Source organism: Bradyrhizobium sp. USDA 4504, from assembly GCF_054063995.1.
This window is the reverse complement of the sequence record NZ_JBSSGV010000001.1, coordinates 2,065,162-2,085,729: the sequence shown is the minus strand read 5'-3', so window position 1 is coordinate 2,085,729 and position 20,568 is coordinate 2,065,162. Positions and strand designations below refer to the sequence as shown.

Here is a 20,568-nt window from a genome sequence, read left to right as displayed (position 1 = left end):
GCGCGCTGCGTGCCACTTAGGCCGCCCGGTATATCGGTCGCTCCATGGACCTGCAATTCAACACCGGAGAATTAAAGCAAGCCAAGCGTCAAACTTATGCCATAGAGCCCGGCTCGCGCCCGCAGCCAAATCGGCAGACCTCGCCGACTGGCAGCGCCCGCGGAGGCTGCATCGATCTCCGCTGCAGCGCTGCGCGCTTCGCGCACCGCGCCTGATAGCGCTGCGGTCTCGATACGCTTGCGCGGAGAGCACGTTCCGAAAGAAAAGCGCGGGCCGGACGGATCGATTCCCCGATCCGGCCGACGATTTGGGTGCTGCGACATCAGAAACCGGTGGACAGCGCCGGCGCGCCAATCACATTAAGGATTTGTTAACCATAACTACCGCAAGTTGTTGGCATACACCGACTCGCGACGGGCTGATTTGGATGGCACTGCGCGGATTCAAACGGCCATTTACGGCCGACCCTAACGTTCTTGGATTTCCAAGACCACCCGCATCGGCCATGGGCACAGAAGCCTTGGACCTCGTCTATCAGGCGGCGGATTTGTTCCGCAGCATCGAGGACAGGGCCCGCGCCGGCGAAGCGCGCGCCGAGGCCGCCGAACAGGCGCAGCTCGAAATCATCGCCGCCACCGAGCGCAAATTGAGGGATGCGTCGCGGGCGCTTGAGGAAGCCCGACGGCGCATCGAGTCCCAACAGGAGCAACTCGATGCGGCCGAATTCCGCGCCCAGGCCGCCGAAGCCGAGGCGCGCGAAGCCAAGCAATCCCTGGCTCTGATCGAAGACGCGATCCGCCAGCGCTTGCTGCTGACCAGCGGGCAAAAGGACGGCAGGTCGACCGCCGTCGCCTGACCGCAGCGCGGATCAATTGGAGCGGCAGCCCGCACGAGCGGAGCGACATGCGGGAGCTCAACAAGACCCGGATATCGCTTCGCTCATCCGGGCTACGGATTGTCGCTAGCCGTCACGATCAATAGCCCGCGGCGAGCCCCGAATTGCGCCGCGGGTCGTTCGCGCCATAGAAGCGGTTGTTGCCGACCGGCTTGCCGCCCAGCGACGGCGCGCCGATGATGATCACCGCGAGGTGGTTGGCCGGATGCGGCGGGCCGAATTTGTGGCCCATGCCCTCCAGGATCTTCCGCGTATCCGGCGACAGCGTGTAGTCCTCGAGGTTGGTCACCTCGGGAAGCCACTGCTGGTGGAAGCGCGGCATGTCCACGGCCTCCTGCGCGTTCATGCCATAGTCGATCGCGTTGATCATCGTCAGCAGCACGGCGGTGATGATGCGGCTGCCGCCCGGGGTGCCCATCACGATGACCGGCTTGCCGTCCTTGGAGACGATGGTCGGACTCATTGAGGACAGCGGACGCTTGCCGGGGACGATCGCGTTGGCCTCCCCCTGCACCAGCCCATACAGGTTCGGCACGCCGACCTTGGCGGTGAAGTCGTCCATCTCGTCATTGAGCAGCACGCCGGTCCTGGCCGCCGTCACCTTGGCACCGAACCAGTCGTTCAGCGTGTAGGTGACCGACACCGCATTGCCGTCCTTGTCGGCAATCGAATAGTGCGTGGTGTTGCTGCCCTCATGCGGCGGAACGCCGGGCTTGATGTCCCTGGACACTCCGGCCTTGGCCGGGTCGATCGCGGCACGGATCTTCGCGGCGTAGGTCTTGTCGAGCAGGCGCTCGAGCGGATTCTTCACGAAGTCCGGATCGCCGAGATAGCTGTTGCGATCGACGTAAGCGTGGCGCATCGCCTCGATCTGGTAGTGCACCGCCTGCGCCGAGTGGTAGCCGAGCTCCTTCAGCCGATAGCCCTCGAGGATGTTGAGCATCTCGCAGATCACCACACCGCCCGAACTGGGCGGCGGCGCCGAGACCACGTGGTAACCGCGATAGTCACATTCGACCGGCGCCAGCTCGCGAACCCTGTAGTTGTCCAGATCCTCCTGCGTCAGCAGTCCCTTGCCGGCCTGGCTCGCGGCGACGATCGCAGCACCAACCCAGCCCTTGTAGAAGCCATCACTGCCGCGCTTGCTGATCTCGCGCAGCGTCTCGGCGAGCTCATGCTGCGTCAGCCGTTCGCCGACCTGGAACGGCTTGCCGTTGTTGAGGAAGATCGCGGCCGAGGCCGGATCGTCCTGAAAGTCCTTGGTCGAGGCCTGCAGCATGCTGACGTCGCCCTGGTCGAGCACAAAACCATCCTCCGCCAGTTGCAGCGCCGGCGCGATGACGTCAGCGCGCTTCATCGTACCGTATTTCTCGCGCGCATATTCCATGCCGGCCACCGAGCCCGGTACGCCGACGGCGAGATGCCCCTTGGTCGATAACCCGGGGATGACCTTGCCGTCCTTGTCGAGATACATGTCGGCTGTGGCGCCCTTCGGCGCGGTCTCCCGGAAATCCAGGAAGGTCTTGCGACCGTCGGCGAACTGGATGGTCATGAACCCGCCGCCACCGAGATTGCCGGCGGCGGGATAGGCCACCGCAAGCGCGTAACCAACGGCGACCGCCGCATCGACCGCATTGCCGCCCCGTTTCAACACCTCAACGCCGACCTGGGTCGCGAGATGCTGCGCGGAGACCACCATCCCGTTCTCGGCGGCGGCCGGCGCAACCGAGGCTGCGCGACCGGGAGCAGCCGACATGATGCCGATCGAGACGAGCGCGGCGACCATCCATCGCGCGCGTGCCGTTGGATTTTGCATGGAAGTCTCCCCGGAGAATGCCGGCCTGTCGCGGCTTGCGGTGCTATCTCAACGCGTACATCTAGCAGGCCGCACGCACGCGCACTATAGGCCCGCGCGGTCCCCGCCGCTCGCCCGCAGCCGGCTGTGCCGTCTGCCATAGGCCGCATAGATCACAAGCCCGATCATTAGCCACACCGCGAGCCTGATCCAGGTGTCGAGCGGCAGGCCGAACATCAGGAACAGCGAAGTTCCGGCGGCAGCCGGGGCCACCAGCCAGATCGCCGGCGCCTTGAACGGACGCGGCAATTCCGGATCGCGCACGCGCAGCACCAGCGTGCCGATCGAGACCAACGTGAACGCGAACAGCGTGCCGATCGAGACCAGTTCGCCGACCAGCCCGATCGGCAACAGCCCACCGAGAAGAGCGGCCACGGTGCCGGCGAAGATGGTCGAGACATAGGGGGTCTGGAAGCGCGGATGGATCTTGGCGGCAAAGCCCGGCAGCAATCCGTCATGCGCCATGGCGCGAAAGATCCGCGGTTGCGCCAGCAGCATGATGAGGATCACCGATGTCAATCCGAACAGGATGCCGAGCTTGATGAACGGACCGAGCCAGCCGATACCGATCGCATCGATGCCGACCGCGATCGGATCGGGCACGCTGAGTCGGTCATAGGGCACGATGCCGGTCAGCACGAATCCGACCGCGACATAGAGCGCGGCGCAGATCACGAGCGAGCCGAGAATGCCGATCGGCATGTCGCGCTCCGGCGTCTTCGCTTCCTGCGCCGCGGTCGAGATCGCGTCGAAGCCGATATAGGCGAAGAACACCACTGCCGCGCCGCGGACCACGCCGGACCAGCCGAACACGCCAGGACCGGCATTCGGCGGGATCAGCGCGCCCTCCGGGTTGCCCGCCGTTACCCAGTTCGCCAGGGTCACCGAGGAAGCCGCGGTAGCGAGGAACAGCGCGATCACAACGAGCTTGACCACGACGACGAAGCTGGTGAAGCGCGCGGACTCGCGAATGCCGACCACCAGCAGCGTGGTCACGAAGGCGATGATCGCCATCGCCGGGATGTTGATGACCGCACCGGTCGATGACCACGCGCCGGTGTTGACGTCGTAAGCGAGCGGCGCCGAGGTGAATTGCTGCGGCAGGTTGATGCCGAAATCGCGCATCAGACTGACGAAATAGCCGGACCACCCGACCGAGACCGCGATCGCGCCGACCGCGTATTCGAGGATCAGGTCCCAGCCGATGATCCAGGCGATCAGCTCGCCGAGCGTGGCGTAGGCATAGGTGTAGGCGCTGCCGCAGATCGGCACCGTCGACGACATCTCGGCGTAGCACAGGCCGGCGAAGGCGCAGGCCACCGCACCAAGCATGAAGGAGAGCGTGACCGCGGGACCGGCATTGGCGGCGGCCGCGTGGCCCGTCAGCACGAAGATGCCGGCGCCGATGATGCCGCCGATGCCGAGCGTGACCAGTTGCAACGCCGACAGCGAGCGCCTGAAGATCGGCGTCTCCGCGTCGCCATCGGCCCGCGCCGCCTCCCGCAACAGGTCCGAGGTCGACTTTCGGTCCCAGAAACCGGCCAGAGCGTCTGTCACGCCGGGTGTCCTCCGCTGCTCGGGTCCGGCGGGACCCGACACGATCGGCGGACTATAACGCGCCTAACGTCCAGTCGTTCGCGCGCCGGGCGAATGCCGGCGCCCTTATCCACCGCCAAGCGCGGCGCAGGGCCTTATCGGCAGGGATGGCGGCGGCCGTCGCGGCCAAGGAAGGTGCCGGACGCCGGATCGAATGAACGGTAACGCGCGCAGGCGGAAGATGGCTCCACCGCAGGCATGGCGGCGTAGGCGTTCGCCGGATTGCCGCGGCGCTGCACGGCCTCCTGGGCCTCACCCCATGGCGTCAGGGCGCCGCCGTTGATCGCGCTGCGCCCGGGATTTTGCGCGTCGAAATATGCCGGCTCTGACATCTGGGCCGCGACCGGCGTGAACGTCATTCCCACGAGCAGCATGGCGGCTGCGACTGCCCATGACCTGGTCATGCGGCCTCTCCTATCGATCATAAACGTGTGCCGGATGACGGCCGAGCCGCCCCCAAACGGACATAGGGACGGCAATCCTCCGGGCACAGGGGCCACGACGTCACGATGCTGCGAGCCACCCGGCCGTGCCTGCCGCTCAGTGGTTGTGCACGTCGGGCCGCGGGTCGGAGACGAAGCCGTCGCGGTTCGGCATCTTGATGGCGGCGAGCGACTTGGCGTCGAGCACCGCATTGGCCGGCACGATGCCGTTCAGACTGAGGATGTAGGCTGAAACCGCGTAGACGTCCTCATTGCTCAGCGACTGCGGCGCGTTCTGCGGCATCGCGCGGCGGATGTAGTCGAACAGCGTCGGGGCATAGGGCCAATAGCTGCCGACGGTGCGGATCGGTTTTGGGCTCGCCAGCGTGCCCTGTCCGCCGACCAGGCGATCGCCGATGCCGCCCTGCCCGCTGTCGCCATGGCACGCAGCGCATTGCTCGCTGAACACCGTGCGGCCGTGCTCGACACTGCCGCTGCCCGGCGGCAGGTTGGAGCCGTCACGGCCGATATCGATGTTCCAGCCGGCGATCTCGGCAGGCGTCGCCGCACGCCCGATGCCAAAGCGATCCTCGGCCTGCCCGGCAGTGGCGAGCATCGCGATCGCACTCACAACGAACGCCGTCTTGAGCTTACGCCTGGCCATTGCTCACCTCACCATTCGCATCGATGCGCCAGGGCCAGATCGCGTTGTTGTGGTAGAACGAGTTGAGACCGCGCACCTTGACCAATTCCGCCAGCGTCGGCTGCACGTATCCGGTCTCGTCGATGGCGCGGCTCTGGATCACGGCAGGTTTGCCGTCCCAATGCCAGGGCAAGCGAAAGCGCGTGAGCGCGCGCGTCAACACCGGCTCCTGCAATTCGGCCTGCTGCCAGCTTTTGCCCTCGTCGAGCGAGACCTCGACGCTCTTGATCTTGCCGTGACCGCTCCACGCGATGCCGGTAATCTCGTGAAAGCCCTGCGCAGTCAGCTTCTGCCCGCCGGACGGCCGTGTGATGATCGACTTGGCTTCCATGTAGAAGGTGAATTCGCGCGACGTGCCGTCAGGCATCGGGTCGGTGTATTTCGAGGTCTCCTCGCGCGAATAGGCCGGCTCGGCGACGACCTTGAGCCGGCGCAGCCACTTCACGTTCATGTTGCCCTCGAAGCCGGGCAGCAACAGGCGCAGCGGATAGCCCTGCTGCGGGCGCAGCCGCTCGCCATTCTGGCTGTAGACCAGCATGGCGTCGTCGAGGCATTTCTCGATCGGGATCGAGCGCGTCAACGCAGCGGCGTCGGCGCCTTCGGCCACGATCCATTTGGCGCCGGTCTGCGGGCCCGCTTCGTCCAACACCGTCTTGAGCGGCACGCCGGTCCATTCCGCACAGCTCAGCAGGCCGACGAGGTCGGAGGCCGTCTTGCCGTACGGCTTGGTGTAGACCGGATTGCCGGAGCACTCGAGGAAGTGGATGCGCGACTGCGACGGAAAGCGGCGGATGTCCTCCATCGTGAACACCAGCGGGCGATCGACCATGCCATGCAGCACCAGCCGGTGCTCGGCCGGGTCGATGGTCGGCACGCCGCCATGGTGGCGTTCGTAGAACAAACCGTTCGGCGTGATGATGCCGTCGAGCTCCTGCAGCGGCGTGCGGCCCGAAGCGGAGATGTATTGCGGCAGCGTCTTCGAGATGTTCTTGACGACAGCCTTCTCGTGAACCGACGGCGTGCCATAGGGCTGGCTTCCCATCGGGTCGCCGGGCGCTTTCATCCATTCCGGCACATTGGGCGGAAGATTATTCCCCTGTTCGGCAAGCGCGGTAGAACCGGCAACTCCCGATATGGCGGAGCCACCGGCCAGTGCTGCGCCGGCCTGAAGGAATCGCCTGCGAGACGCCTCTCGCACGCGCTTGTCCGTCGTGTGTTCGCTCATCGACGTTTTCCTCTGACGTTACCAGAGCATGATCCGGAAAAGTGCGAAGCGGTTTTCCGAAAAGATCATGCCAGGACAACAATCCAAAGCGCGATGGCGATTCATCGGGCTTTGGCGCAGCCTAACACCAAAGGGCTGAGGCGAGGCAATGCTCTATCGCGCAGAGCTGCATCGACAGCGCGTCGTGGCCGCTGCTTACCGGTCCTGACCTGCGTTGCCACTCACATCCGTTCGCCGGGCAATTGACTGGCTTGCTTCACCCACGCGGTGAACTGGGCTTCGTCGAGCTCGTCGTTCTCGTGAATGTCGAGATAGCGCGTGTGCTGCTGCTTGGACTCGCCCGGCGGCACCGGATGCAGCGACGCACCGCGAAAGAAAGCCACCTTGACGTAGCGCGTGAAGACATGGATGCCGAGGAACCAGCCGTCGCCTTCCATGCCGTAGAGCGGCGAGTTCCACTTCACCGCCTTGTGCACGCCGGGGACGGCACGCACGATGAGCGCGTCAAGCTTGCGCCCGACGTCGCGCTTCCACCCGGGCATCGCGGCGATATAGGCTTGCACCGGAGCATCGCCATAGCCTTTTGCGATCTGCGGATTGCCGCCCGCGAGCAGACGCGGCTTTGCAGAGCCACGCTTCGCGGCGCTCTTTTTCGCCCCCTTCGCCGACGTCTTTCGCGTCTTGCCAGCCATTGTGCCCGCTCTCACCGGTTCAAATTTCGCGCGGCGCAGCGTCCGCCGCCGCGAACCGGATCATATCGGTTGCGCGGCGGCGCTGTCGTCAGCGACCGCGGGTGTTCGCGGCGGCGTATCGACGCGCTCGGGCGGCCTTCGTGCGGCGGTCTCGCATCTAGTCGATCACGGGCGGGGTGCCGTGGGTGTGAAACGACTCGATCGTCTTCAACCCCCACGCCTGTCCCTTCCTGCGCTCTTCCTCGGTCCACACGATCGGCTTCCAGTCCGGCGCAAGGATCAGGCGTGCGCCGGCGTTGGCGACCTCGACGCGGTTGCCGCCGGGTTCATAGACATAGAGGAAGAAGGTCTGCTGGATCGCGTGCTTGTGCGGCCCGGTCTCGATATGCACCCCGTGCTCGAGAAAAATATCCGCAGCACGCAGGATCTCCTCGCGGCTGTCGAGCGCGTAGGTAACATGGTGAAACCGGCCGCGCTTGCCGTAATGGTCGCGCGTATAGGCGAAGTCGTAGCTCTTGTTCGACATCGTCATCCACATCGCGGCTTCCGTGCCGTCGTTGAGTACGATCTGCTCGGTGGTGCGGCAGCCGAGGTAGTCTTCGAAGAACAGACGGTTGGCTTTGATGTCGACCGCGAGGCAATTGAGATGGTCGAGCCGGCGGACATTGACGCCGCGCGCCGGAAAGCGCTGCGCCTGGTTTTTCAGCGCGGGCTTCAGCTCGGCCGGCGCCTCGTACCACTCGGTCTCGTAATAGAGCTCGATGACATGGCCGTCGGGATCGCGGCAGCGGAATGCCGGCCCCTGCCCCATGTCACCTGGCGACGGCAATTGCGCTCGCAGGGCATTCCATGGCCGGAATCACCTCGTGAAAGCGGTCAAGGCAGGCGTCAGGCGACCGAGACAGCCTTCTCGTGATCCGACGACAGGAGCTTGCGGATTTCAGCCGATGACACCGGCCGGCTGAACAGATAGCCCTGCATGTCGGTGCAGCCGAGGATGCGCAGCAGGTTGCGCTGCTGCTCGGTCTCGACGCCCTCCGCGGTCGTGGTCATGTCGCTGGCAGCGGCGATGTTGACGACGGCCTGGACGATCGTGGACGACGCGCCGGTCCCGGCGAGATCCTTGATGAAGGCGCGATCGATCTTGATCTTGTCGAAGGGGAAGCGCTGCAGATAGCTCAGCGAGGAATAGCCGGTGCCGAAATCGTCGAGCGCGATACGGACGCCGAGTTCGCGCAGCTGATGCAGGATATCGAGCGCAGCCTCGTCGTCGCGGATCAGCACCGCCTCGGTGATCTCGAGCTCGAGCCGCGAAGGTGCCAGACCTGTCGCGGCGAGCGCGGCGGCGACGTTGAGTGCCAGCGTCTGGCTCTTGAACTGGATCGGAGACACGTTGACCGCAACATGAACATGCTCCGGCCAGTTCATCGCCTCGCGGCACGCGGTGTTGAGCACCCAGTGACCGAGATCGTTGATCAGGCCGGTGTCCTCGGCGATCGGGATGAAATCCGCCGGCGAGATGGTGCCGCGTTCGGGATGACGCCAGCGCACCAGCGCCTCGCAGCAACTGACCTGCCCCTCCTCGAGATGGAGCAGCGGCTGATAGTGCAGCTCGAAGCTGCCGTCGGCGATCGCCTGGCGCAGCTCGAGCTCGAGGCTGCGCCGCGCCTTGGCGCGTGCATCCATGCCGGTCTCGAAGAACCGGTAGGTGCGGCGGCCGTCGCTCTTGGCCCCGTAGAGCGCGAGGTCGGCATTGCGCAGCAATTGATCGATGTCGAGGCCGTCGGCGGGCGCAACGGCGATGCCGATGCTGGCATCGGTGGTGATCAGATGCCCGCTGCAGTCGATCGGCCGGCGGATCGACTGATAGATCGCAGCGAGGAGCTGCATGGTCTCGGTCTGATCGCGGACGGTGGTCTGGATCACGGCAAACTCGTCGCCGCCGAGCCGCGCCGCGACGTCGGTGTCCCCAACGCAGCCGCGCAGGCGGTCGGCGATCGCCCTGAGCAATTCGTCGCCGATCTGATGGCCGAGCGCGTCGTTGACGGCCTTGAACTCGTCGATGTCGATATACATGACCGCGAGCTGCTGATCCGGCCGGATCGCCTTCAGCGCCCGCTCCAGGCGTTCGCGGAACAGCACGCGGTTCGGCAGGTCGGTCAGCGCATCATAATGCGCCATGTGGGCGATCTTGTTCTCGGTGCGCGCACGCTCGGTGACATCCTGGATGGTCGCCACCCAGCCGCCTTCCGGCAGCGGCTTGTTGACGATCTCGATCGCGCGCCCGCCCGGCGCCTGCGTCAGCTGACGCGTGGCGCGGCCAAGCTTCACGTTGCCGATGATGGCGTCGCAGAAGTCGTCGACATCGCCGTCGAACGAGCCCGTCTCCTGTCTATGCGCAATCAGCCGGTGCATCGTGCAGCCGGGCTTGGCGACGTCGGGCGAAAGCCCGAACATCTCGATGTAGGGGCGGTTGCAGATGATGATGCGCGCCGATGCATCGTAGAGCACGAGGCCCTGCGGAATGTTGTTCACGGCGGTCATGAGATTGCGGCGTTCGCTGGCGAGCCGCTCGTCGGAGATTTCGTGCCGCTTGAGCAACAGGAAGACGATCACGGCCATGATCGCGAATGCCGCCATCAGCAGGCCTTCGCGCTCACTCCATTGCGCGGTCGCGCTTCCGAGCAGGCTGCCGACCAACAGGCCGGCACAGAACGCCAGCCCCTTGGTCGAGCCAGCATCGGCATTTCCTGACGATGAATTGCGGTGTTCGATGCGCACGCTGATCTCTCCCAGGGCGCGGCATCGTTACGCAGCACAAATGGAAAGGTCGTTACAACTCGCAGTTAGCAATCGGTTACGCGATACCGGGCGACAGGGTATGACAAATCGCGCCCAATGCCCCGTAAACCTACGGAGCTGCCGATGCACTCCTCAGAGATGGTGAATCCCGCCTTAACGGAAAAGCCGGGAAACAAACGCGGCTGTGCCGGAAAGCGACGATTCCGCCGCCGATGCGCGCGACAGCGCGTAATCTCCCGGTACGATAGAAACAAATCGTCACCGGGAAGGTGTAGATTTAGCCGATGCGGAACCCCGGCGATTTAACGGTTTTTCCAATCCCGGGCGGGCATATTGGTCCGGACATTTAGATTTTGAGAACGAGCCAGGCTGGAACTGTGACACCCTTCGGACGTGTGATCTCTGTGCGCGGCTCGCAGGCCCGGGTTGGGCTGCTGGCGGGCGGCCAGATGCAACTTTCGGAAATGCGAGCGACCGTCGGCCGGTTCGTCAGTATCCGCTGCGCGAGTTCGGTCATTGTCGCTATGATCACCGAAGTGACGTGCGAGAACCTGCCGGCGTCCGACGAATACATGGCGACCGCCTCGGTCGACCTGCTGGGCGAGATCCTGGGCGGCGACCGCCCGAAATTCCAGCGCGGTGTCACCCACTATCCGACCATCGGCGACAGCACCGATCTGATCACGAACCAGGAGCTGCGCACGGTCTATGCGCCGAGCGGCTCGGACCAGATCAATGTCGGCACGCTGCAGCAGGATCGTTCTGTCATCGCCTATGTCGACGTCGAGGAGATGCTGTCCAAGCACTTCGCGGTGCTCGGCTCGACCGGCGTCGGCAAGTCGACCGGCGTGTCGCTGCTGCTCAACGAGATCCTGAAGTCGCGGCCGAACCTGCGCATCTTCCTGCTCGACGTGCACAACGAATATGGCCGCTGCTTCGGCGAGCGCGCCCAGGTGCTCAACCCGCGGAACCTGAAGCTGCCGTTCTGGCTGTTCAACTTCGAAGAGATCGTCGACGTGCTGTTCGGCGGCCGGCCCGGCGTGCCCGAGGAGCTCGACATTCTCGCCGAAGTGATCCCGATGGCGAAGGGCATCTACACCCAGTACCAGAACTCCGACCGGGTCGGTCTCGGGCTGAAGCGCATCGACCCCAAGCAGGTCGGCTACACCGTCGATACGCCGGTGCCCTATCGCCTCGTCGACCTGATCTCGCTGATCGACGAGCGCATGGGCAAGCTGGAGAACCGCTCTTCGCGCATCATCTATCACAAGCTGATCTCGCGCATCGACGCGGTGCGCAACGATCCGCGCTACGCCTTCATGTTCGATAATGCCAATGTCGGCGGCGATACAATGGCCGAGGTGATCAGCCATCTGTTCCGCCTGCCCGCCAACGGCAAGCCGATGACGATCATGCAGCTCGCCGGCTTCCCCGCCGAAGTCGTCGATTCCGTGGTGTCGGTGCTGTGCCGCATGGCGTTCGATTTCGGGCTGTGGAGCGACGGCGTCTCGCCGATGCTGTTCGTCTGCGAGGAAGCGCACCGCTACGCCTCGGCCGACCGCAATATCGGCTTCGGGCCGACCCGCAAGGCGGTGTCGCGCATCGCCAAGGAAGGCCGCAAATACGGCGTCTATCTCGGCCTGATCACCCAGCGTCCGGCCGAGCTCGACGCGACCATCATCTCTCAGTGCAACACGCTGTTCACGATGCGCCTCGCCAACGACCGCGACCAGGCGCTGCTACGCTCCGCGGTCTCGGATGCCGCCGCCAACCTGCTGTCCTTCGTGCCCTCGCTCGGCACCCGCGAGGTGCTGGCGTTCGGCGAAGGCGTGGCGCTGCCGACCCGGCTGCGCTTCAAGGAGGTGCCGCCGCACCAGCTGCCGCGCGGCGAGGCCACCATCGCCACGGTACCGTCGGTCACCGCCGGCCATGACATGCATTTCGTCAGCGCCGTGCTGGAGCGCTGGCGCGGCGCCACCTCGCATCGCGATAGCCCGAGCGGCGACGCCAACTTCAACTCTCCGGCGCCGGCGCGCACCATGGCGCCGGCCGAGGCGCCGATGCTGCAGCCCTCGCTCGGCCTCGATCCGGACCGCTTCTCGCTGCTGAAGAAGCCGCTGCGTTAGCCGAATTCCGCCAGGGCGCCGATGCGCCTTGCGCCCAAGGCGTCATCCACTATGGTCTCGCGTGACGCCGCATCCAGGCGGCACGCCGGAACCATCTCATGACGCAGCCGACCGCAAAACGCTTCCCGACGCCCGCTCTCGACAAGCTCCCCGAGGACATCCGCGCCCGCATCCTGGCGGTGCAGGAGAAATCCGGCTTCGTGCCGAACGTCTTCCTCACCTTGGCCTATCGCCCCGACGAGTTTCGCGCCTTCTTCGCCTATCACGACGCGCTGATGGAAAAGGACTCCGGCCTCTCGAAGGCCGAGCGCGAGATGATCGTGGTGGCGACCAGCGCCGCCAACCAGTGCCAGTATTGCGTGATCGCCCACGGCGCGATCCTGCGCATCCGCGCCAAGAATCCGGAGATCGCCGACCAGATCGCGGTCAACTACCGCAAGGCCGACATCACGCCGCGGCAGCGCGCGATGCTCGACTTCGCCATGAAGGTGAGCCGCGCCGCTGAGGAAATCTCGGAGGCGGACTTCGCCACGCTTGCGGCCCATGGCTTCAGCGACGACGACGTCTGGGACATCGCCGCGGTTGCGGCATTCTTCGCGCTGTCGAACCGGCTCGCCAACGTCACCGGCATGCGGCCGAACAGCGAGTTCTACATGCTCGGCCGGCAGCCGAAATAGAGGACGCCTTGGCGGACTGGAGCGAGATCGTCCTGCGTCTCGGCGCGGCCACCCTTGCCGGTTGCGCGATCGGGCTCGACCGTGACCTGCGCGGCAAGCCGATCGGCCTGAAGACGCTGGGTCTCGTCAGCCTTTCGACGGCCATGGTCGTGCTGTTGGCATTGCAGGCCGTCGAGCCCGGCAAATTCACCGACGCGGTGAGCCGCGTGATCCAGGGCGTGCTGACCGGCATCGGATTCCTCGGCGCCGGCGTGATCGTGCGGCAGGGCGACCGCTTCCAGGTCCGCGGCCTGACCAGCGCCGCATGCGCTTTCTTCGCCGCTTGCGTCGGCATCGTCTGCGGCGCCGGACATTGGCCGATCGTCGTCACCGCCGTCGCGCTGGCGTTCCTGCTGTTGACCTTCGGCAAGCGGACCGAGCGGTGGCTGCACCACTTGCTCGGCGGCAGGGATAATCAACACGGGCCGGCGGTCGCGGCAGATCAGTCGTCAGATGCCGGCCCGCACCAGCCGGGCAAATAGACCGCGTCCTTGCTGCGGCCGAGCGCCAGTCCCTTCTCCAGCGCCTTGGCGAAATTGTTCTCCACCGTCTTGCGCGGGATGTGGCGGCGCAGGAAATCGGCCCACAGGAATTCGCTGAACGGCGTCGTGTCCTTGGCAAAGCCGCCCGCCCGGCGCATCTCGCCGGCGAGGCTGCGGAACGGATCGTCCCTGAGGTCCTTGATCGATTTCGGAATGTCTTTGAAGTGGCGGCGCTCGCCCTTGGAATCGTAGGGATAGACCCAGCGCTTGTTGTCCATCACGCCCCAGAACACGTCACGCTCGACCATCGTGAGATCGCCGATCACCGTGACCAGGATGTCCTTGACGCCCTCGTCGTGCAGCGCCCGCGCCATGTGATGGTGATCGACCACGTAGTAGCGATCGTCGGGACCATGGACGACCGGGATCATGTGCTTGCCCAGCAGTTCGGCGCGCTTCTTGTCCGACTTGTGCTCGCGCCAGCGCTTCCGCTTCTCCGTCACCTCCTGCATGCCGACCGTCATCTGGGTCGGCCGCAGCGACAGGATCGGGACCGGTTTGACGTAAGGCTCGCGCGTGTGGGCCATGATTTATGCTCCCTTTTGACCGGCACTCCGGAACGGGTTCCACTATGTCATGAGCCCGCAGGCGGGTGAAAGAGTCCGGTGTGCCGGAATGGCTTCACGAAGCGGTGGGGGCCGATGGCCGGATGGTCCGCCCTCGGCTGTCGATGCTCCCGGGCTGTCAATGCCCGGGCTGCCAATGCCCGGGCGCGCAGCCTCAACCTCCGTGACGGCGTTGCAGCGCAAACTGTGCATGCGCGAAGGTCGAACGAGTGTGTCGACATCGGCTTGGTCATCGCAATGCCGAGCATCCCGCGCTCCGCAGCAGCCGCCTCGACGGCAAGCCAGTTCCTGGAGGTGATCGACGCATGAATACCACCTCTGCGCGCACCAAGATTTTAGGTGTGAAGTGCAGCGAACATGCTAAACATAACCGGCGACGCGACCGGACTGACAAACAGTGAAGACGCAGCGGCCAATCTCCTCGGATGCCGAGCACGTGGTGCTCAAATTCCGGCCGCGTACCTCGGCGCAGCCGCCCGGCAAGCGCGAGGAGCCGCCCCGAACGACGCGCCCGGCTTCCGTTGCCAACGATCTCTCTCGCTATGAGAAGCCGCGCGAGGAGCCCGACGATTTCCGCCAGCGCATGCTCGCCAACATCGCCGCCTTCGCCTTCACGGTGGCGCTCACCGCGATCGGCATCTGGCTTGCCATGAGCATCGCCGATTTGCGCAAGACCCAGGATTGCGTGCTGATGGGCCGCCGGGATTGCGCGAAGATTACGGTGATGCCGCGCAGCTAGGCTGGCCGGAACCCTGCCCAAAAACCGTCCTTGCGATGCCGGCCAAGCTCCATTGAACTAACGGCCCTGCTCCGATATACGGGCACACGACTCCGGCACCAGCAATCGGGCATTCCGGGGCAACGCGCCCGCCTCCTCTGAGCCGACCCGGAATTACCTTCAATATATCAAAGGCTTAATGATGTCCTCCACATTCGAGCAGATCGCCAACATTATCGCGGAGACCTGCGACATCCCGCGCGACACGATCAAGCCGGAGAGCCACGCGATCGACGATCTGGGGATCGACAGCCTCGACTTCCTCGACATCGCCTTTGCCATCGACAAGGCCTTCGGGATCAAGATGCCGCTCGAAAAGTGGACCCAGGAGGTCAACGACGGCAAGGCCACGACGGAGCAGTATTTCGTGTTGAAGAATCTCGCCGACCGCATCGACGAGCTGGTTGCAGCCAAGAACGCGGGCACGGGCACGGGCTCGTAATCGCCCATCATGCAGCTCGAGATCTTTCAGCTGATTGATCGGATCGTCGACCTCAACCTCGACGCAAGGACCATTGTCGTCGAGGCGGATGTTCCGCCCGACAGCCATTCGGTGTTCGCGGGGCACTTCCCGGGCTACCCGATCATGCCCGGCGTGCTGCTGACCGAAGCAATGGCCCAGAGCTCGGGCTGGCTGATCCTTGGTCTGACCAAGTTCGAGCGCATGCCCTTCCTCGCCATGGTCAAGGAAGCCAAGATGCGCGGCTTCGTCAGCCCCGGCTCGGTCCTGACCATCGAGGCCAAGATCGAGCACGAAGGTTCAGGCTTCGCCGTGACCTCGGCGAAGGTTCGCGTCGGCAAGGAGCTCAAGTGCAATGCCGAGCTGACCTTCCGTCACATCCCCTTCCCCAGCCCGGACTTGCGCGTGCACATGGATGCGATGGCCGCCAAGATCGGGTTTCCGCAGCAGGCACTGAGTAATGGCTGAGAAGGAAGTCTGGATCACCGGCGTAGGCCTGCTCTCCTCGCTTGGCGAGGGACTGGATGCGCATTGGGAGGCGCTCGGCGCCCGGCGCGTCAATGCCGACGAGAAGCGTCTCGCGCCATACGTCATCCATCCGATCGCTCCCGTCAGCTTCGACGCCCAGATCCCGAAGAAGGGCGATCAGCGTCAGATGGAAACCTGGCAGCGGATCGGCACCTATGCCGCCGGGCTGGCGCTCGATTCCGCCGGCGTCAAAGGCAATCAGGAAATCCTGTCGCGGATGGACATGATCATCGCAGCCGGTGGCGGCGAGCGTGACCTCACTGTCGACCTCGCGATCATGAACGCCGACGCACAGGGCAAGTTGCCGCCAGCCCTCCTCAACGAGAAGCTGATGAACGAGCTGCGCCCGACGCTGTTCCTGGCGCAGCTCTCCAACCTGCTCGCCGGCAACATCGCGATCGTTCACGGCGTGTGCGGGACCTCGCGCACCTTCATGGGCGAGGAAGCCTCAAGCATCGACGCGGCACGGATCGCGGTCGCGCGCATTGGAGCCGGCCAGAGTGACATCGCCTTGGTCGGCGCCGCTCATAACGGCGATCGCGGCGACCTCTTGATGCTCTATGCATTCGGCGATCTCGCCCTCAAGGACCAGCATAGCTCGGTCTGGGCCCGCAGGAACAACCCGGGCTTTGCCATCGGCTCCGCCGGCGCCTTCCTCGTGATGGAATCGCGCGAACATGCCGAGGCCCGCGGCGCAAAGCCGTACGCCAAGCTGACCAAGGTTGTCGCCGACCTTGCCCGACGCAAGGAGCCGGGCGCCGTGACGAAATCGCTGCAGGCGTTGTGGCCGCAGCTCGGTGTCAGCGGCGACAACGGTATCCTGATCACGGGCGCGACCGGCGCCGAGCCTGCGACCGCCGAAGAGCGCGCATTCCTCAGCCAGCATGCCGACTTTGCCGTCCGCGCCACCGGAACGACCTTCGGCCACACTATGGAGGCGCAATTCCCGCTTGGGCTCGCGCTGGCCGCGTTGTCGATCTCGCGCGGCGCGCTCTATCCGGCCAACGACCCGACCGGGCTGGAGGTTGAAAAGACCGAAGCGCCAACCCAGATTGTGGTGTTGGGGGTCGGCCACTGGCAGGGCGAAGGCATGGCACTGGTCGAGGCCGTCAGTTAGAGCATGATCCGGAAAATTGTTTCCGAACATCATGCTCGAACAAACAACTAGGGTGCGATGAAGCTCATCGCACTTTAAGTCCGGCGCAAGCACCGACGGGGAAACCATGACAGCACCACGCGATAAATTCGGCCGACCGATCGTTGTCGTGACCGGCATGGGAATCGTGACGTCGCTCGGCGGCGGCAAAACCGACAATTGGAAGCGCCTCACCGCGGGTGAGTCCGGCATCAAGACCGTGACACGCTTCCCGCTCGACAGTATGAAGACGACGATGGCCGGCGCCGTCGATTTCGTCACCGTCGACCCGTTCTCGTCGACCAGCCTGTCGCAGCGTCTGGCGGAGATCGCGACCGAAGAAGCGCTCGAGCAAGCCGGCATCGGCAGCAAGGGCGACTTTCCCGGCCCGCTGTTTCTGGCAGTCGCCCCGATCGAGACCGAGTGGCCGCAGCGGCTCGAAGTCGCGCGCGAGGTTCCGACCAAGGACTTTGGAATCATCGAATACCTGGCGACCTGTAGCGGCGGGAAGTTCGCGCACTTTCACCGGCGCTTCACCTTCGGCTCCGTCGCGCTCAACCTCGCCGAGACCTTCGGTACCAAAGGGTCCCCGATTTCGCTGTCGACGGCTTGCGCCTCCGGTGCGACCGCGATCCAGCTCGGCGTCGAGGCGATCCGCCGCGGCGAAACCGATGCGACGCTGTGCGTCGCAACCGACGGCTCGGTGAACCCGGAAGCCATGGTGCGCTTCTCGCTGCTGTCGGCTCTCTCCACCCAGAACGACCCGCCGCAGGCCGCCTCGAAACCGTTCTCGAAGAACCGCGACGGCTTCGTGATGGCCGAAGGCGCCGGCGCGCTGGTGCTCGAGAGCTACGAGGCCGCGATGGCCCGCGGCGCGCGCATCCTCGGCGTCGTCGCCGGCTGCGGCGAGCTCACCGATTCCTTCCATCGCACCCGCTCGGCCCCGGACGGCAAGCCGGCGATCGGCTGCGTGCGCAAGACACTCGCCGATGCTGGAATGGAGCCCGAGCAAATCGATCACATCAACGCGCACGGGACCTCGACGCCGGAAAACGACAAGATGGAGTATCTTGCGACGTCGGCCGTGTTTGGCGAACACACCAAAAACATTCCGGTGTCGTCGAACAAGTCGATGGTCGGCCACACCATCTCGGCCGCCGGTGCAGTCGAGGCGATCTTCTCGCTGCTCACGCTCGAGCATCAGCGGATTCCGCCGACGATCAACTACGAGGTGCCTGATCCCGCGATCCCGTTCGACGTGGTCGGCAACAAGGCGCGCGATGCCAAGGTGACCGCCGTGATGTCGAACTCGTTCGGGTTCGGCGGGCAGAACGCCTCACTGATCCTGACGCGCGAGCCGGCCTAGCGCCCTCGCCTCATCAGATGAAACGCCTGCTCCTTCGCACCAGGGCGCACCTGCGTGACGCCGCGAAGCCCGTGACCGACGCGGCGATCGGCGGGCTGACGATCGGCCTGCTGCGTACGACGCGCTACTTCGATCCCGAGAAGACCGCAAGATTCTTCGGCCGCGCCGCGCATTTCATCGGCCGCCGGCTGCGCGAGGATCGCATCGGCCGCGAGAACCTCAAGGCCGCCTTCCCGGAAAAGTCACCGGAGGAGATCGAGGAGATCCTGACGGGCGTCTGGCACAACCTCGGACGCATCGGCGCTGAATTCGCGCACATCGACCGCATCTGGGACCACGATCCCCAGAATCCCGACAAGCCGGGTCGCGTCGAATTCTCGGCGCGCAGCAAGCAGCTGTTCGATCAGTTGCGTGACGACGGCAAGCCGGCACTGTTCTTCGCCGCACATCTCGGCAACTGGGAGCTCTCTCCAATTGCCGCCGCAGCGCATGGGCTCGACGCCACCATCCTGTTTCGCCGGCCGAACATCGAAGCCGCCGACCGCGCCATCGAACGCATCCGCGCGGTCAATCTGGGCACGCTGGTGCCGGCCGGCCGTGACGCGCCGCTCAAGCTGGCGCAGGCGCTGAAGAACGGCCAGCACGTCGCGATGCTGGTCGATCAGTATTTGACCAACGGCGTTCCCGTCACCTTCTTCGGCCGCAAGACCACCGCGAATCCGCTGCTGGCGCGCCTGCGCCGGCAGATCGATTGCCCCATCCACGGCACGCGGATCATCCGCCTGCCCGACGGCCGCTTCCGCGGCGAGGTCACCGAGGAAGTCAAGCCGGTGTTCGACGCATCCGGCCAGATCGATATACAGGGCACCATGCAGGCGATCACCGACGTGGTCGAGGGCTGGGTCCGCGAATACCCGGATCAGTGGCTCTGGCTGCACCGGCGCTGGCGGTAGGCTGGCAGCCCTACCTCGTCATTGCGAGGAGCGAAGAGCCTGTCGTCGGGCGCGCGTTCGCGCGATCCGTTGGCTCGCAATGACGGATAGACCTACTTCCCGGTCTTCACCCGCGTCCACAGGCGATTGATGATCCGCTGCGTCGCCGGATCGCGCGCGGTGATCACGAACAGCTTCTTCTGCATCGCTTCGTCGGGATAGATATTCTTGTCGTTGAAGATCTTCGGGTCGATCAGCTTCTGGCTCGCCAGATTGCCATTGGCGTAGGACAGGAAGTTCGAGTTCTTCGCCGCGACCTCGGGACGGTAGAGGTAGTTGATCAGCTCATAGGCCTCAGCGACATTCTTCGCATCCGCGGGGATCGCGAGATTGTCGAAGAACATCTGCGCGCCCTCCTTCGGGATCGTGTAACCGATCTCGACGCCGGTGTTGGCTTCCGCCGCCCGGCTGCGCGCCTGCATGATGTCGCCCGACCATCCGACCACGAAGCAGATTTCGCCAGAGGCCAGCGCGCTGAGATATTCGGACGAGTGGAATTTGCGCACATAGGGCCGGATCTTGATGACGAGATCGGCGGCCTTCTCGAGGTCGGCCTGCTTGGTCGAGTTCGGATCGAGGCCGAGATAGCTCAGCGCCGCCGGCAGGATGTCGTCGGCGGAATCCAGCATGTGGATGCCGCAATCCTTGAACTTGGCGAGGTTCTCCGGCTTGAACACCATGTCCCAGCTGTCGATCTTCGCGTCGGGACCGAGAATCTTCTGCGCGATCTTGACGTTGTAGCCTATGCCGGTGGTGCCCCACATGTAGTTGGCGCCGTAGCTATTGCCGGGATCGTAAGTCGCAAGTTGGCTCGTCACCACAGGCCATGCATTGGCGAGGTTCGGCAGCTTCGACTTGTCGAGCTTGAGGAACACCTTCGCGGTGATCTGGCGCTGCAGGAAGTAGCCGGTCGGCACCACGACGTCGTAGCCCGACTTGCCGGCGAGCAGCCGCGTCTCCAGCGTCTCGTTGGCGTCGAACGTATCGTAGACCACCTTGATGCCGGTTTCCTTGGTGAAGTCCTCGAGGACTCCCGGCGCCATATAGTTCGACCAGTTGTAGAAGTTGACCGTGCGCTCCCCGGCGTCGGCGGAGGCCGAGAGCAGCAGGACCGTCGCGACCGCGCCGACGAAGCTGACGAGACGACGGTTCTGCTCTCGCATTCTGGC

The 20,568-nt window shown here is 64.8% G+C and carries 18 protein-coding genes and 2 pseudogenes; 10 read left to right on the top strand and 10 right to left on the bottom strand.

Annotated elements, in window-relative coordinates:
• The first annotated feature begins 520 nt into the window (after positions 1–520).
• A complete protein-coding gene (locus ACVMB1_RS09180) occupies positions 521–856 on the top strand; it encodes a hypothetical protein (protein ID WP_253640092.1) in 336 nt (111 codons plus the stop codon).
• A gap of 118 nt (positions 857–974) precedes the next feature.
• Here the strand turns inward: ACVMB1_RS09180 and ggt are convergent, their stop codons facing one another.
• The 8 genes and pseudogenes from ggt to ACVMB1_RS09140 form a co-directional block, all read right to left on the bottom strand.
• Positions 975–2,711 carry a gamma-glutamyltransferase gene (gene ggt, locus ACVMB1_RS09175; protein ID WP_141340574.1) on the bottom strand — a complete coding sequence of 579 codons (1,737 nt, stop codon included), beginning with the start codon at positions 2,709–2,711 and terminating at the stop codon, positions 975–977.
• A gap of 84 nt (positions 2,712–2,795) precedes the next feature.
• Complete coding sequence (locus ACVMB1_RS09170; RefSeq protein ID WP_200844434.1) at positions 2,796–4,295, bottom strand: amino acid permease; 1,500 nt, start codon at positions 4,293–4,295, stop codon at positions 2,796–2,798.
• A 146-nt stretch (positions 4,296–4,441) separates the two neighbouring features.
• Complete coding sequence (locus tag ACVMB1_RS09165; protein ID WP_141340573.1) at positions 4,442–4,750, bottom strand: BA14K family protein; 309 nt, start codon at positions 4,748–4,750, stop codon at positions 4,442–4,444.
• A 136-nt stretch (positions 4,751–4,886) separates the two neighbouring features.
• A complete protein-coding gene (locus ACVMB1_RS09160; RefSeq protein ID WP_057020025.1) occupies positions 4,887–5,384 on the bottom strand; it encodes a c-type cytochrome in 498 nt (165 codons plus the stop codon).
• A 34-nt stretch (positions 5,385–5,418) separates the two neighbouring features.
• On the bottom strand, positions 5,419–6,696 hold the full coding sequence (gene soxC, locus ACVMB1_RS09155) for a sulfite dehydrogenase (protein ID WP_141340571.1): 1,278 nt from the start codon (positions 6,694–6,696) through the stop codon (positions 5,419–5,421).
• A 221-nt stretch (positions 6,697–6,917) separates the two neighbouring features.
• Positions 6,918–7,388 carry a DUF1801 domain-containing protein gene (locus ACVMB1_RS09150; protein ID WP_141340570.1) on the bottom strand — a complete coding sequence of 157 codons (471 nt, stop codon included), beginning with the start codon at positions 7,386–7,388 and terminating at the stop codon, positions 6,918–6,920.
• Positions 7,389–7,545: 157 nt separating this feature from the next.
• Positions 7,546–8,205: pseudogene (locus ACVMB1_RS09145) on the bottom strand (VOC family protein); the annotation flags it as partial.
• Between the two features lie 71 nt (positions 8,206–8,276).
• Positions 8,277–10,067: pseudogene (locus ACVMB1_RS09140) on the bottom strand (putative bifunctional diguanylate cyclase/phosphodiesterase); the annotation flags it as partial.
• A 500-nt stretch (positions 10,068–10,567) separates the two neighbouring features.
• On the opposite strand from ACVMB1_RS09140, the gene ACVMB1_RS09135 reads away from it, so the two are divergent.
• The 3 genes from ACVMB1_RS09135 to ACVMB1_RS09125 all read left to right on the top strand — a co-directional run bounded on the left by ACVMB1_RS09135 (position 10,568) and on the right by ACVMB1_RS09125 (position 13,514).
• Complete coding sequence (locus tag ACVMB1_RS09135; protein ID WP_137479616.1) at positions 10,568–12,316, top strand: ATP-binding protein; 1,749 nt, start codon at positions 10,568–10,570, stop codon at positions 12,314–12,316.
• 98 nt (positions 12,317–12,414) lie between these two features.
• Positions 12,415–12,993, top strand: coding sequence for a peroxidase-related enzyme (locus ACVMB1_RS09130; RefSeq protein WP_141340569.1), 579 nt, complete (start codon positions 12,415–12,417; stop codon positions 12,991–12,993).
• An 8-nt stretch (positions 12,994–13,001) separates the two neighbouring features.
• On the top strand, positions 13,002–13,514 hold the full coding sequence (locus tag ACVMB1_RS09125; RefSeq protein WP_141340568.1) for an MgtC/SapB family protein: 513 nt from the start codon (positions 13,002–13,004) through the stop codon (positions 13,512–13,514).
• Here the strand turns inward: ACVMB1_RS09125 and ACVMB1_RS09120 are convergent.
• Entirely contained in the window at positions 13,475–14,101 is a 627-nt protein-coding gene (locus tag ACVMB1_RS09120; RefSeq protein WP_057019711.1) for a ParB-like protein, read from the bottom strand. The two genes, ACVMB1_RS09125 and ACVMB1_RS09120, sit on opposite strands and share 40 nt — an antisense overlap.
• Positions 14,102–14,537: 436 nt before the next feature.
• Here ACVMB1_RS09120 and ACVMB1_RS09115 point away from each other — a divergent pair, with 436 nt between their 5' ends.
• The 6 genes from ACVMB1_RS09115 (at position 14,538) to ACVMB1_RS09090 (ending at position 19,360) form a co-directional block, all read left to right on the top strand.
• The gene (locus ACVMB1_RS09115) at positions 14,538–14,879 is read left to right on the top strand and encodes a hypothetical protein (RefSeq protein WP_141340567.1); all 342 of its coding nucleotides are present in this window, start codon (positions 14,538–14,540) and stop codon (positions 14,877–14,879) included.
• A gap of 181 nt (positions 14,880–15,060) precedes the next feature.
• Positions 15,061–15,360, top strand: coding sequence for an acyl carrier protein (locus tag ACVMB1_RS09110; protein WP_024582229.1), 300 nt, complete (start codon positions 15,061–15,063; stop codon positions 15,358–15,360).
• A 9-nt stretch (positions 15,361–15,369) separates the two neighbouring features.
• Positions 15,370–15,846, top strand: coding sequence for a 3-hydroxyacyl-ACP dehydratase FabZ family protein (locus tag ACVMB1_RS09105; protein WP_141340566.1), 477 nt, complete (start codon positions 15,370–15,372; stop codon positions 15,844–15,846).
• A complete protein-coding gene (locus ACVMB1_RS09100; RefSeq protein ID WP_141340565.1) occupies positions 15,839–17,023 on the top strand; it encodes a beta-ketoacyl-ACP synthase in 1,185 nt (394 codons plus the stop codon). The genes ACVMB1_RS09105 and ACVMB1_RS09100 overlap by 8 nt, the downstream gene beginning before the upstream one ends.
• Before the next feature lie 106 nt (positions 17,024–17,129).
• Complete coding sequence (locus ACVMB1_RS09095) at positions 17,130–18,407, top strand: beta-ketoacyl-ACP synthase (protein ID WP_028344597.1); 1,278 nt, start codon at positions 17,130–17,132, stop codon at positions 18,405–18,407.
• Positions 18,408–18,424: 17 nt separating this feature from the next.
• On the top strand, positions 18,425–19,360 hold the full coding sequence (locus tag ACVMB1_RS09090) for a lipid A biosynthesis lauroyl acyltransferase (RefSeq protein ID WP_057019707.1): 936 nt from the start codon (positions 18,425–18,427) through the stop codon (positions 19,358–19,360).
• 92 nt (positions 19,361–19,452) lie between these two features.
• Here ACVMB1_RS09090 and ACVMB1_RS09085 read toward each other — a convergent pair whose 3' ends face one another.
• Positions 19,453–20,562, bottom strand: a complete 1,110-nt coding sequence (locus ACVMB1_RS09085) for a polyamine ABC transporter substrate-binding protein (protein WP_141340564.1) — start codon at positions 20,560–20,562, stop codon at positions 19,453–19,455.
• Positions 20,563–20,568 lie beyond the last annotated feature (6 nt).

Bases quoted from the DNA above. Each gene is read 5' to 3' on its own strand.
- ACVMB1_RS09150 (WP_141340570.1), bottom strand. From the start codon at position 7,388: ATGGCTGGCAAGACGCGAAAGACGTCGGCGAAGGGGGCGAAAAAGAGC.
- soxC (WP_141340571.1), bottom strand. From the start codon at position 6,696: ATGAGCGAACACACGACGGACAAGCGCGTGCGAGAGGCGTCTCGCAGG.
- ACVMB1_RS09130 (WP_141340569.1), top strand. From the start codon at position 12,415: ATGACGCAGCCGACCGCAAAACGCTTCCCGACGCCCGCTCTCGACAAG.
- ACVMB1_RS09090 (WP_057019707.1), top strand. From the start codon at position 18,425: ATGAAACGCCTGCTCCTTCGCACCAGGGCGCACCTGCGTGACGCCGCG.
- ACVMB1_RS09100 (WP_141340565.1), top strand. From the start codon at position 15,839: ATGGCTGAGAAGGAAGTCTGGATCACCGGCGTAGGCCTGCTCTCCTCG.
- ACVMB1_RS09160 (WP_057020025.1), bottom strand. From the start codon at position 5,384: ATGCTCGCCACTGCCGGGCAGGCCGAGGATCGCTTTGGCATCGGGCGT.
- ACVMB1_RS09085 (WP_141340564.1), bottom strand. From the start codon at position 20,562: ATGCGAGAGCAGAACCGTCGTCTCGTCAGCTTCGTCGGCGCGGTCGCG.
- ACVMB1_RS09110 (WP_024582229.1), top strand. From the start codon at position 15,061: ATGTCCTCCACATTCGAGCAGATCGCCAACATTATCGCGGAGACCTGC.
- ACVMB1_RS09095 (WP_028344597.1), top strand. From the start codon at position 17,130: ATGACAGCACCACGCGATAAATTCGGCCGACCGATCGTTGTCGTGACC.
- ACVMB1_RS09120 (WP_057019711.1), bottom strand. From the start codon at position 14,101: ATGGCCCACACGCGCGAGCCTTACGTCAAACCGGTCCCGATCCTGTCG.
- ACVMB1_RS09105 (WP_141340566.1), top strand. From the start codon at position 15,370: ATGCAGCTCGAGATCTTTCAGCTGATTGATCGGATCGTCGACCTCAAC.
- ACVMB1_RS09165 (WP_141340573.1), bottom strand. From the start codon at position 4,750: ATGACCAGGTCATGGGCAGTCGCAGCCGCCATGCTGCTCGTGGGAATG.
- ggt (WP_141340574.1), bottom strand. From the start codon at position 2,711: ATGCAAAATCCAACGGCACGCGCGCGATGGATGGTCGCCGCGCTCGTC.